This window comes from Comamonas nitrativorans (assembly GCF_042654765.1).
GTDB lineage: Bacteria > Pseudomonadota > Gammaproteobacteria > Burkholderiales > Burkholderiaceae_C > Comamonas > Comamonas nitrativorans.
This window is the reverse complement of the sequence record NZ_JBHSEW010000007.1, coordinates 51,991-63,839: the sequence shown is the minus strand read 5'-3', so window position 1 is coordinate 63,839 and position 11,849 is coordinate 51,991. Positions and strand designations below refer to the sequence as shown.

Below are 11,849 nucleotides of genomic sequence, written 5' to 3'. Positions count from 1 at the left end.
GTCAGGGGTCAAAGCCGGATGGCCGCGATTCGGCACGAAGCGCGGGGCGCAGCCCGCGAACCCGACGGCGGCACGCCGGGACGCCCGACTGCTTGGGACAGGACTACTCGTTGTCGGTCTTGCGCTGCTCGATCTGCAACTGCGCCCGCTGCGTTGCCTGTTGCAGCCGCTCCACCAGCACGCCCCTCGGCGGCAAGGCGGTCAAATACTCGGCTACATGGATGCCCGACTTGTCCAGCTCCAGCAACTCGATCTGCTCGCGCTTCTTGCCGGTGCAAAGGATGATCCCCAGCGGCGAGGCTTCTTCCGATTCGCGTTCGTGCTTGTCCAGCCAGCGAAGGTAAAGCTCCATCTGTCCCTTGAAAGCCGCCTTGAACTCGCCGACCTTCAACTCCACTGCCACCAGTCGCCGCAGCTTGCGGTTATAAAACAGCAGGTCGAGGTGGAAATCCTCGCCGTCAATTTGGATGCGCTTCTGCCGGGCCACGAAGCTGAAACCCGCGCCAAGCTCCAACAAGAACGACTCCATTTCGCGGATGATCGCCGCCTCCAAGTCGCCTTCCTGCCAAGTGTCCCGCAGCCCCAGGAAGTCGAGGATGTACGGGTCGCGCATGACCAGGGCGGGCGACATGCGCTGCGCATCGCGCATCGCCGCCAGCTCCTGCGCGATCGTCTCGCCCGGCTTTTGGGACAGCGCCGTGCGCTCATACAGCATCGAGTCGATGCGCTCGCGCAGCGTCCGCACGCTCCAGCGTTCGGCGCTCGCCATCTGCGCGTAATAGTCCCGCTGGAGCGGATCTTTCAGCGGGATCAGGGCGATGAAGTGCGTCCAGCTCAATTCTCGTATCAGTGATACGAGAATCTGCTCGTCCGGGAAGGTGGCTGCGAACTGCACCATGCGGCGCAGGTTTTGCTCAGCAAAGCTGTTGCCGTACTCCTTCACCAACTGCGCCGCCAGGGTAGGCAGGACTTCCTTGCCATAAGCGCCCCGGCGCCCGTCCAAGACCTGCGTATGGATGCGCTGGCCGATGCGCCAATAGAGCATCGTCAGCTCGCTATTCACCGTCGAGGCGGCGTGCTTACGCGCCGTCTCGATCAGTGCCCGAATGTCGCCCAGCAGCGCCGACGGCGCTACGGGCGATGCCACAGATGACCGGCGCCTGGTCATGCTGTCGCCTCCGCAGGAGGCTGCTTGGCGCCGGTAATTGCCTTGCGCCGGTTCGCCACCAGTTCAGCCGCCTCGCGCACCGGATCGTCCTCGGTGTGGACATAGCGCATGAACATCACAACGGTCTTGTGCGCCGTCAGCGCCATGCCGACCTTGACCGGGATACCTGAATTGGCAATGTCGGTCGCAGAGCGATGGCGGATGCCATGCGTCCCCACGTGCGTCGCGCCCGCCGCCTTGAGCGCGCGGCACCAGCCGCCGTAATATTCGCCTGTGGTCAGGTGTTGCGCCGGATGGCGTGGCGACGGCAGCACATAGGGATTGCCTTCCTGTCTCGGTGCCGTCGAAAGCAGCCGGTAGGCTTCCTCGCTCATGGGCTTGGACATGCCGCCGGTCTTGCTGTCGGGCCAGACGACGCGCCGATTCTCCAGATCGACCCATTCCCATTCGAGCGTGACGATTTCAGAGCGGCGGGCGGCGAACTCGAATTGCAGGCGAATCGCCAGAGGGATGACGTAGTTCTCAAGCCCTTCCACCTCGATCTTGTCGAGCTGCCGGAACAGCTTGCCCATGTCGTCGTCGCTGATGAGATGGGTGGACTTGCCGGCAGGGAACATCGGGACATGGCAGCAAGGATTGGTGCCGTCTGGCCGATAGCCCCACACCTCCGCCATGTTGAACATCTTGCGCAGGATGCTGAACGCCTTGTTCGCCTCGGTCTGCTTGTATGAAAGTTTCTCCATCAGCCCGGCAACGTCCGGCCGCTTCACGTCGTGAACCTTCTTGCGGCCCAGCAGCGGGATGATGCAGCGGTCGATGACGCCTTGATAGCCGACTCGGGTGCTGGGCTTGTTGCGCTTCTTGGAGTAGTCCTCCATGAACTTCTTGCACAACTCCTCAACGGTGGGTGCCTGGCGTGCCTCGGCCTTGTCCGCTGCCGGATCGCCGCCCCGGCGCACCTGGGCCAGCCATTCCTGCGCCAGCGAGCGGGCCTGTTCAACGGTCAGCTCGCCGAACAGGCCCAGGGCCGGCTTGCGTCGCTCGCCGGCGTTGGTTCGGTACTGGAGCATGAACACCTTGCGACCGGCTGGCGTAATCTTGCACAGGAATCCGGGAACAAGGGTATCGCGCAGCTCGATGGCTTGCGCTTGGGGTTGTGCCGCATCGACTGCGGACTTGGTGAGCTTGATCTTAGCCATGATGACTCCTCGGAAAGACCCGATTCCCAGGAGCCTCGTAGGAGCCAGTAGAAGGGAAGCCGGGTCAAGTTTCAGAAAGCACCGGCATATGTTGAAATCGCCTAAGTTATTGATAAACCTGCTGTATATGGCTGTGGCGTAGTCCAGCAAAGTGCGGTACTGGAGTCATCCTGAAATAAAAAAACCGCCTCGTGGCGAGGCGGCTTTTGCAGCAGAAACTGCCCGGCGCGATTAACGCTTGGAGAACTGCTTGGCGCGGCGTGCGGAACGCAGACCGACCTTTTTACGTTCGACTTCGCGGGCGTCGCGGGTGACGTAGCCAGCCTGGCTCAGCACCGGCTTCAGGCCTGCGTCGTAGTCGATCAGGGCGCGGGTGATGCCGTGGCGGGCTGCACCGGCCTGGCCGGATTCGCCGCCGCCGCGCACGTTGATCTGGATGTCGAAAGCTTCCACGTTGCCGGTCAGCACCAGGGGCTGCTTGGCCACCATGATGGAGGTTTCACGGCCGAAGTATTCCTGGATGTCCTTGCCGTTCACGGTAATCTTGCCGCTGCCTTTTTTCAGGAAGACGCGAGCGACGCTGGACTTGCGACGGCCAGTGCCGTTGTTCCATTCACCAATCATCTCGAGACTCCTTAGATATCCAGCACTTTGGGCTGTTGGGCGCTATGGGGATGCTCGGCACCGCCGTAGACCTTGAGCTTTTTGATCATGGCGTAACCCAGGGGGCCCTTGGGCAACATGCCCTTGACGGCTTTTTCCAGGGCGCGGCCGGGGAACTTGGCTTGCAGATCACGGAAGTTGGTGGCCGTGATGCCGCCGGGGAAACCCGAGTGGCGGTAGTAGATCTTGTCGGTGTTCTTCGTGCCAGTCACTTTGAGCTTGGCAGCGTTGATCACAACGATGTAGTCACCGGTATCGACGTGAGGCGTGTAAATGGCTTTGTGCTTGCCGCGCAGACGCAGGGCCACTTCGCTGGCGACCCGGCCTAGCACCTTGTCGGTGGCGTCGATCACAAACCACTCGTGTTGCACCTCAGCGGGTTTTGCGCTGAATGTAGACATGAGGTTTTCTCTTTAAAACAAAGGTTGCGAACCCTTTTCTGCGGTCGGTGCTTCTTCTTGTGCAGGAAGCCTCTTAGGCAGCACACCAAAAAACCAGGGGCATTGCTGCCCCGGGGTTTGGCCTTCGTCGCGGGGTCCATAAAATCGCTACGAAGCCCGCCATTATACAAAAACACTCTGGCGCGTGCCAAGCAGCGTATTGCGCCAGACTTTTCCACCGTTTTCCCCACCGCAGCCCCTATGTTCAGCTACCGCCACGCCTTCCATGCCGGCAACCATGCCGATGTGCTGAAGCACACCACCCTGATCGCCATTGCCCAGTACCTGGCGCAAAAGGACACGCCGCTGTCCGTCATCGACACCCATGCGGGCGCCGGGCTGTACCGCCTGGATGGCGACTTTGCCCATACCAGCGGCGAGTCGCTGGACGGCATCGCCCGGATTCTGGCCGTCGACCCGGCCACGCTGGCCCCGGCCTTGCAGGCGTATGCGCAAGCGGTGCTGGCTTTCAACCCCGGCAGCCGCTTGCGTACCTACCCCGGCTCGCCCGCGCTGATGCTGGGCCTGCTGCGCCCGCAAGACCGGCTGCGCCTGTTCGAGCTGCTGCCACAGGATGCCCGATCGCTCACCGGCAACATGCTGCAACTGCAAGAGAACAAATCGGTGCAGGTGCTGACCGAGGACGGCTTTGTCGGGGCCAAGAAATTCCTGCCCCCGCCCGACCGCCGGGGCTTGCTGCTGTGCGATCCCAGCTACGAGATCAAGACCGATTACGGCAAGGTCGTCGCCCTGGTGGAAGACAGCCTGCGCCGCTTTGCCACTGGCTGTTACGCGATCTGGTACCCCATCATTGGCCGCCAGGAGGCGCACGACCTGCCCAAGCGCCTGAAAGCCCTGGCCGCCAAGGCCGGGAAGAACTGGCTGCACGCCACGCTGACCGTGAAGTCCGGCAAGGTGCAGACCCTGCCCGACGGCCAGGTCAAGCGCCCGGGGCTGCCGGCCAGCGGCATGTGCATCATCAATCCGCCGTTTACCCTGCACGCGCAGCTGGAAGCGGCGCTGCCGCAGATGGTGCAACTGCTGGGTCAGGACAAGAACGCGGGCTTTACGCTGGAGAGTACGGGACGTTAAAAAAGAGCTGTTACCGCTGGTATTTAAAAGATTTCAGGCATAAAACAGTCTGAAAACCAATGAATACCTGCGGTAGCAGCTCTTTTTTTCGGTGGATTTTTACTGCGCTGCTTCTGGCCCGGCGGCCAGTACGTCCACGCGGTCGGCGCAGGTTTCCTCGGCGTCCAGCTTCCACAGTTGCACGCGGCGGATGCCGCTATCCGTCATGCCCAGTGCCTCGGCGGCGGCGCGGCTCAGGTCGATGATGCGGTTTTTTGCATACGGCCCCCGGTCATTGACGCGCACTTCCACGGCCTTGCCATCGCGGCTGAGGACGCACAGCCGCGTGCCGAAAGCGTAGCGGGGGTGGGCGGCGGTGAAGTCGTGGGTGTTGAAGCGCTCGCCGCTGGCCGTGCGCCGCCCGTGGAAACCGGGGCCATACCAGGAGGCGATGCCTTGCTCGTCGACCATTTCGTCCTGCACCGCCTGCCGTGCCGCCCGCAAGGGGTCGGGCAGTTGCAGGCCGGGTTCGGGGGCCATGCGGCGCAATTGCTGGACGAGGGTGAGGTTGCTGGGCGCCTGCAGGTGGGCGCCAGTTTCCACCGGGGTGACGGCGGTGGGGGCGCAGCCTGCTGCCAGCAGGGCTGCGGCGAGGGCGGCCAGTGGCGACGGCCAGCGCCGTGCCCGGCGGGCGGGCCGGTCGGTCAGTGCGGGCGGCGGCAGGGCCGTTCGGGTGGATTGGTGTCCATCCATGCGATTGTCCTTGCAGTGGCAGCGCTGCCAGGGCTGCCGACCGCACGGGGATGGCCTGCGTCTACAGGCCGAGGCGGTCGCACAGCGCCAGGGTGGCGGCACTTTGGTTCATCGTATAGAAGTGCAGACCCGGCGCCCCCAGGGAGCGCAGTTGTTCGCACAACCGGGCGACCACGTCCAGGCCGAAGGCACGGATCGAGGCCGTATCGTCGCCGAAGGCTTGCAGCCGCAGGCGGATCCAGCGGGGGATTTCTGCGCCGGTCGCATCGGAAAAGCGCATGAGCTGGGAAGCGTTGAGGATCGGCATGATACCCGGTACCACGGGTATACCCACCCCCAGGCGTTGCGCATCGTCCACAAACCGGGCGTAGGCGTCGGCGTTGAAAAAGTACTGGGTGATGGCCGAATCGGCCCCGGCGCGGGCCTTGGCGGCGAAGGCCCGCAGGTCGGCTTCGGGGTTGCGGGCCTGGGGATGCACCTCGGGGTAGGCGGCCACTTCGATGTGGAAGGTGTCGCCAAATTCCGCGCGGATGAAGGCCACCAGATCGCTGGCGTACTGAAATTCCCCGCCCAGGCCGTAGCCGCTGGGCAGGTCGCCGCGCAGGGCGACCAGGCGGCGCACGCCCATGTCCTTGAGCTGCTGCAATTCGCTGCGCACCGATTCGCGCGTGGCGCCGATGCAGGAGAAGTGCGAGGCCGCCGCCACGCCTTCCTGCTGGATGGCCTGCACCAGGGCGAAGGTGCCGCTTTGGGTGGAGCCGCCCGCGCCGTAGGTGACGGAGCAGAACTGCGGCTGGCGGGCGTACAGCGCCTGGCGCACCTGGACGTGCCTGGCCGCGCCTTCGGCGGTTTTGGTGGGGAAGAACTCGAAGCTGATGGGAAAGCTGGCGTGGGCCATCGGGGGTGTCTCCACAAAGGATTGCGTTTTATTTCTTGCGCTTGGGGCGGGCCGGGCCGGGGACGTTGTAATAGTCCTCCTCGTCGCCGTTGATGACATCGGCCCGCTTCTGCTCGCGCAGCAGGGTGCGCGAGACGCGGGCCGGTTTGGCGGTGGCGGGCTGTTCGGGCAGGGGCGCGTCCAGGTGCTGCACCTGCGCCCCTTGTTGGGCGTGGACGAAAAACTCGTGGTTGCCGTCGCCGCCGGTGATGGGGGAGTCCAGCCACGCCTTCACCTCCAGCCCCAGATCGGTCAGACAGGTGCGGATGCGCTGCTCCACCTCGGCGTACAGCGCCGGGTCGCGCACGATGCCGCCCTTGCCGACCTGGCCGGGTTGCAGCTCGAACTGGGGTTTGACCAGCATGAGCAATTGCCCGTGCGGTTTGAGCAGGCGCACCACGGCGGGCAGCACCAGGGTCAGCGAGATGAAGGACAGGTCGCCCGTCACGAAGTCGAACTGCGGCGTGATGTCCACATCGGCAAACTCGGCCTTGCGGCGCAGTTGCGTGGGCAGGGTGCCGGCCTCGCGGGCCTTGGCACGGGCGATGCGTTCGGCCTTGAAGGCTTCGATGTCGCCCTCTTTGGCGTCGTCGCTGTCGTCGTAATCCTCGGCGATTTCGCCGCCGTTGCGCATCCAGGCGTAGGGGGCCTGGGGCTGGGTGTCGTTGTCCTCCTCTTCCTCCCAGCGTTCGCTGAGGACTTCCTCGCACGCCTGCTGCAAGGCTTCGGCGCTCATGCTGCGGGCGTTCAGGCCTTCCACGCAGACCACCCGCGCATCGCTGCGCAGGCGTTCGTGCAGCTGGCCCTGGCCCACGTCCACGCCGACGACTTGCGCCGCGCCCGCTTGCAGCAGGCAGTCGGTGAAGCCGCCGGTGCTTTGGCCCACGTCCAGGCAGCGCAGGCCGGACACGGGCAGGCCGGTGGCGGCCAACGCGCCTTCCAGCTTCAGGCCGCCGCGCGAGATGTATTTGGCCTCTGCCGTGTCCAGCAGTTGCAGCTCGGCCCCGGCGGGGATGTCGTCGCCGTTTTTCAGCACTTTTTTCCAGGGCAGCAGGGGCGAGGTGCGCCACTGCACGCCCGAGGCTATCAGCCGCTGCGCCTGGGAACGGGTACTGGCATGGCCGTGATCGACCAGGAAAACATCTGCACGCATATGAGAGAGGGGAAAAGGGGGATGGGTGTTATTGCTTTGATAGCTTCTTCCGCACGTAAATAAACAAATCTGGATATGAAACCATCTACATCTGTTTGTTTATCAGCGGAAGAAGCTATTGTTTTAATAACGGTAAGTATCCGGCTTGAACGGGCCGGTCTTGGCCACGCCGATGTAGTCGGCCTGGGCGTCGGTCAGCTCGGTCAGTTGGGCGCCGACTTTTTTCAGGTGCAGGCGGGCGACTTTTTCGTCCAGGATTTTCGGCAGCACGTAGACCTTGCCTGCTTCGTAGGCATCCGGGCGGGTGAACAGCTCGATCTGCGCCAGCGTCTGGTTGGCGAACGAGTTGCTCATCACGAAGCTGGGGTGGCCGGTGGCGCAGCCCAGGTTCACCAGGCGGCCCTTGGCCAGCAGGGTGATGCGCTTGCCGTCGGGGAAGATGACGTGATCGACCTGGGGCTTGATCTCCTCCCACTGGCAATGCTGCTCCAGCTGGGCGACCTGGATTTCGTTGTCGAAGTGGCCGATGTTGCAGACGATGGCCTCGTTCTTCATCGCCTGCATGTGTTCGAACGTGATGACGTCGCGGTTGCCGGTGGTGGTCACGAAGATGTCGGCCTTGTCGGCGGCGTACTCCATGGTGACGACCTTGTAGCCTTCCATCGCGGCCTGCAGGGCGTTGATGGGGTCGATCTCGGTCACCCACACCTGGGCGGACAGGGCACGCAGCGCCTGGGCCGAGCCCTTGCCCACGTCGCCGTAGCCGGCCACGCAGGCCACCTTGCCGGCAATCATCACGTCGGTGGCGCGTTTGATGCCGTCCACCAGCGATTCGCGGCAGCCGTACAGGTTGTCGAACTTGGATTTGGTCACCGAATCGTTCACGTTGATGGCGCGGAACAGCAGCGTGCCCTTGGCCGACATTTCGTTCAGGCGATGCACGCCGGTGGTGGTTTCCTCGGTCACGCCCAGAATCTGGGCGCTCTTGCGGCTGTACCACGTCGCATCCTCGGCCAGCTTGGCGCGGATGGCGGCAAAGACGATTTTTTCTTCTTCGCTGCCGGGGTTGGCCAGCACGGAAATGTCCTGCTCGGCCCGCTTGCCCAGGTGCATCAGCATGGTGGCGTCGCCGCCGTCGTCCAGGATCATGTTCGGGCCTTCCTGGGCGCTGCCGGCGGGGCCGAACTCGAAAATCTTGTGCGTGTAGTCCCAATAGTCCTTCAGCGATTCGCCCTTGATGGCGAACACCGGCGTGCCCGTGGCGGCAATCGCGGCGGCGGCGTGGTCCTGGGTCGAGAAGATGTTGCACGATGCCCAGCGCACCTCGGCGCCCAGGGCTTGCAGGGTTTCGATCAGCACGGCGGTCTGGATCGTCATGTGCAGGCTGCCGGTGATGCGGGCGCCCTTCAGGGGCTGCTGCGCGGCAAATTCTTCGCGTACGGCCATCAGGCCGGGCATTTCGGTTTCGGCGATGCGGATTTCCTTGCGGCCCCAGTCGGCCAGGGAAATGTCGGTAATGGCGCTGTCGGCAGCGTTGAAAGAGGAATGGGCGGGGGTGCTCATGGTTGCTCCAGTGCAAATCAACATTGGGAAAACAACCACACTACGGACGCAGGGGAGGGTCTGGCCTCACCGCACCGAAGCGTGGGTGAGCGTCGTTGCCAGAGAGGCAGGGGCCGCGAGCCGCACTGCCGCCTTTCCGAGCCTCACGCCGGGGCTGATCGGTACGCCCGGACGCTGCAACGCTCCTCGGAAAGAAGAAGGGCGCGATTGTAAGGGATGCCCGGCAAGTTCACCCCGGCGGGGCCACGCGCAGCGGAATCGTCACCGGCCCGTCGTTGACCAGATGCACCTGCATGTCGGCGGCAAATTCACCCGTCGCCACCTGCGGGTGCGCGGCGCGGGCCTGCTGCACCAAGTAATCGTACAGCCGCTGCCCCTCCTGCGGGCTGGCGGCCTGGGTAAAGCTGGGGCGGTTGCCGCCCGAGGTATCGGCGGCCAGGGTGAACTGGCTGACCAGCAGCAGGCCGCCGCCCACGTCCTGCACGCTGCGGTTCATCTTGCCGTCGGCATCGGCAAAGATGCGCAGTTTCAGAACCTTGGCCAGCAGCTTGTCGGCCTGCTGTGCGGTATCGCCCTGTTCGGCACAGACCAGAACCAGCAGGCCGGGGCCGATCTGTCCGACCACCTGCCCGGCCACTTCCACCCGGGCGCTGCGCACCCGTTGCAATAGGGAATACATAATTTCTCTGAGGTTGTGGTGACAACGCTACTCAATATAAACACCAAGCCTATATCAAGTTCATGCCCCCGGAAATCAGCTATAAACCGCGCCATGCAACAAGGGCACGCGGCGGACCACACGCAACCAGCGCAAGCATCTCACCACGCACCGACCGCAGCAGTACAGTTTTCACTGCTTCGTTCGGTAGCGGATGCCATGCCTGCCCAGATGGCCTATTTCGAGGCACCCAGCCTGCGCTGCCTGTTTGCCAACGAGCGCTACGCCCAAGCCTGCGGCCAGCCCAACGGCAAGGCCCTGCTGGGACGGACCCTGCAGGAAATCCTGTCGCCGCCGGTGTGGCAGAGCAACCTCCGCCACCTTGAGCAATGCCTGGCCGGCGTGCCGCAGCACTACAGCCTGCCGATGCAAGGCAGCCGTGGCGATACCCGGATGCTGGAGATACACCTGGCCCCGCATACCGAGAACGATGCGGTGCAGGGCGTATTTCTGCTGGTCTACGACATCACCCACAACTGGCGTGCCGAGCAGGCGGCGCGGGCCAGCCAGGAACGGCTGGAGAAATTCAACGCGGCCTCGGAAGAAATCATCATCTTCCACCAGAACGGCACCATTCTGGATGCCAACCAGGCAGCCGAGCGGATCACCGGCTACAGCGTCGAGAGCCTGCGCGGGCGCAGCATCTTCGATCTGGTTCACCCTGACGACCGGGTGCGCACCATGGGGTACGCCCACCAGAACTACGAGGACCCGTACGAGGTCATGATCATGCGCCGTGACGGGCGCTGCATCGACGTCGAAGTCACCGGGCGAAGCCTTTCCCAGACCGACGGCACCACCCAGCGCATCGTGGTGGCCCGCGATATTTCCGTGCGCAAGCAGGCCCAGGCGCAAGCCGTCTTCATGACCCAGCACGACCTGCTCACCGGGCTGCCCAACCGTCAGCACCTGTTGCGCTACACCGAACAGACCCTGCACCGGCTGGCCGAGCAGCAGCGGCAGGCAGCGTTGCTGTTCATCAACCTGGACCATTTCAAAACCCTCAATGACTCCCTGGGCTACTTTGCGGGCGACGAGGTGCTGCAAGCCATGGCCCTGCGCCTGAAGGCGAACATCGGCCCGGAGGATTTCGTGGCCCGGCTGGGCAACGATGAATTTGTCGTGCTGGTCACGCAGATCAGTAGCTGCCAGGAGGCCAAGGCCGTCGCCGAGAAGCTGCTGCTGTCCATCCACGCCCCGCACGCGCTGGCCGGGATGCCGATTTCGCTCACGCCCTCCATTGGCATCAGCCTGTTTCCCGAGCACAGCCGCAAGTCCGAAGAGCTGCTGCGTCAGGCCAACCAGGCCATGCTGGTCGCCAAGGAAAACGGCGGGGCCAATACCCAGGTCTATGCCACGTCGATGGACGGCACGGTTCCCTACGAAGAGCTGGTGCTGGAGCGCCAGTTGCGCGAAGCCATCGAGCAGAACCAGCTGGTGCTGCACTACCAGCCGCAACTGTGTTTGAAAACCAATACCCTGGCGGGCTTTGAAGCGCTGGTGCGCTGGAACCACCCGCAACGCGGCCTTGTCGGGCCGGACAAGTTCATCGCCTTTGCGGAAAAGCGCCGTCTGATCTCCGGCATTGGCCGCTGGGTGCTGTTCGAGGCCTGCCGCCAGCTCAAAGCCTGGCACGACGCCGGGCTGCCCAAGGTGCCGGTGGCGGTGAACATTTCGCCGCTGGAGTTGCGCCAGCGCGATGTGCTGGCCGATATCGAGCTGGCGCTGAAAACCACCGGCCTGGCCCCGCAGTACCTGGAAATCGAAATCACCGAATCGGTGCTGATGCAGCAGTCCAGCCCGGCGCACAGCATCCTCAAGGCCCTGCGGGCGCTGGGCGTGCATATCGCCATCGACGACTTCGGCACCGGCTACTCGTCCCTGGCCTACCTGAAGCGCTACCCGATCGACAAGCTCAAGATCGACCGCTCCTTCATCACCGACACCCCGCACAATGCGGACGATGTGGCCATCGTCACCGCCATCATTCAAATGGGCCGCAGCCTGCAGCTCAAGGTGCTTGCCGAAGGCGTCGAACAGGACGCGCAGCAGGCACTGCTGCGCAGCCTGGGCTGCGATCTGATGCAAGGCTTCGGTTTGTCCCGCCCCCTGCCGGCCAGCCAGGTGCATGCCTGGTGGCAAAGCTGGGGCACCCAGCCGCTGTTCGCCTAGGCGGCTGCGCAG

At 63.9% G+C, this 11,849-nt stretch carries 11 protein-coding genes and 1 riboswitch; of the genes, 2 read left to right on the top strand and 9 right to left on the bottom strand.

From position 1 onward, the window contains the following. Positions 1–103 precede the first annotated feature (103 nt). The 4 genes from ACFO3A_RS09135 to rplM all read right to left on the bottom strand — a co-directional run bounded on the left by ACFO3A_RS09135 (position 104) and on the right by rplM (position 3,431). The gene (locus ACFO3A_RS09135; RefSeq protein WP_377725829.1) at positions 104–1,168 is read right to left on the bottom strand and encodes a PDDEXK nuclease domain-containing protein; all 1,065 of its coding nucleotides are present in this window, start codon (positions 1,166–1,168) and stop codon (positions 104–106) included. Beyond that, positions 1,165–2,367: a tyrosine-type recombinase/integrase gene (locus tag ACFO3A_RS09130; protein WP_377725827.1), complete on the bottom strand. Its 1,203-nt coding sequence runs from the start codon at positions 2,365–2,367 to the stop codon at positions 1,165–1,167. The genes ACFO3A_RS09135 and ACFO3A_RS09130 overlap by 4 nt, the downstream gene beginning before the upstream one ends. A gap of 231 nt (positions 2,368–2,598) precedes the next feature. After that, positions 2,599–2,991 (bottom strand): 30S ribosomal protein S9, encoded by a 393-nt coding sequence (rpsI, locus tag ACFO3A_RS09125; RefSeq protein ID WP_377725826.1) that lies wholly within the window; start codon positions 2,989–2,991, stop codon positions 2,599–2,601. Positions 2,992–3,002: 11 nt separating this feature from the next. Continuing rightward, positions 3,003–3,431, bottom strand: coding sequence for a 50S ribosomal protein L13 (gene rplM / locus ACFO3A_RS09120; protein ID WP_377725825.1), 429 nt, complete (start codon positions 3,429–3,431; stop codon positions 3,003–3,005). A 240-nt stretch (positions 3,432–3,671) separates the two neighbouring features. Here rplM and ACFO3A_RS09115 point away from each other — a divergent pair, with 240 nt between their 5' ends. Next, on the top strand, positions 3,672–4,562 hold the full coding sequence (locus ACFO3A_RS09115; RefSeq protein ID WP_377725824.1) for a 23S rRNA (adenine(2030)-N(6))-methyltransferase RlmJ: 891 nt from the start codon (positions 3,672–3,674) through the stop codon (positions 4,560–4,562). A gap of 99 nt (positions 4,563–4,661) precedes the next feature. On the opposite strand, the gene ACFO3A_RS09110 is transcribed toward ACFO3A_RS09115, so the two are convergent. From ACFO3A_RS09110 to dtd, 5 genes are all read right to left on the bottom strand, one after another. Beyond that, positions 4,662–5,294 carry a septal ring lytic transglycosylase RlpA family protein gene (locus ACFO3A_RS09110; RefSeq protein WP_377725822.1) on the bottom strand — a complete coding sequence of 211 codons (633 nt, stop codon included), beginning with the start codon at positions 5,292–5,294 and terminating at the stop codon, positions 4,662–4,664. A 61-nt stretch (positions 5,295–5,355) separates the two neighbouring features. Continuing rightward, positions 5,356–6,192, bottom strand: coding sequence for a methylenetetrahydrofolate reductase [NAD(P)H] (gene metF / locus ACFO3A_RS09105; protein ID WP_377725965.1), 837 nt, complete (start codon positions 6,190–6,192; stop codon positions 5,356–5,358). A gap of 28 nt (positions 6,193–6,220) precedes the next feature. Then, positions 6,221–7,384 carry a TlyA family RNA methyltransferase gene (locus tag ACFO3A_RS09100; protein WP_377725820.1) on the bottom strand — a complete coding sequence of 388 codons (1,164 nt, stop codon included), beginning with the start codon at positions 7,382–7,384 and terminating at the stop codon, positions 6,221–6,223. A gap of 123 nt (positions 7,385–7,507) precedes the next feature. Next, the gene (ahcY, locus tag ACFO3A_RS09095; RefSeq protein WP_377725818.1) at positions 7,508–8,947 is read right to left on the bottom strand and encodes an adenosylhomocysteinase; all 1,440 of its coding nucleotides are present in this window, start codon (positions 8,945–8,947) and stop codon (positions 7,508–7,510) included. An 80-nt stretch (positions 8,948–9,027) separates the two neighbouring features. Then, positions 9,028–9,141: riboswitch (S-adenosyl-L-homocysteine riboswitch) on the bottom strand. Positions 9,142–9,176: 35 nt separating this feature from the next. Beyond that, on the bottom strand, positions 9,177–9,626 hold the full coding sequence (gene dtd, locus ACFO3A_RS09090; RefSeq protein WP_377725817.1) for a D-aminoacyl-tRNA deacylase: 450 nt from the start codon (positions 9,624–9,626) through the stop codon (positions 9,177–9,179). 174 nt (positions 9,627–9,800) lie between these two features. On the opposite strand from dtd, the gene ACFO3A_RS09085 reads away from it, so the two are divergent. Further along, positions 9,801–11,837: a putative bifunctional diguanylate cyclase/phosphodiesterase gene (locus ACFO3A_RS09085; protein WP_377725964.1), complete on the top strand. Its 2,037-nt coding sequence runs from the start codon at positions 9,801–9,803 to the stop codon at positions 11,835–11,837. Positions 11,838–11,849 lie beyond the last annotated feature (12 nt).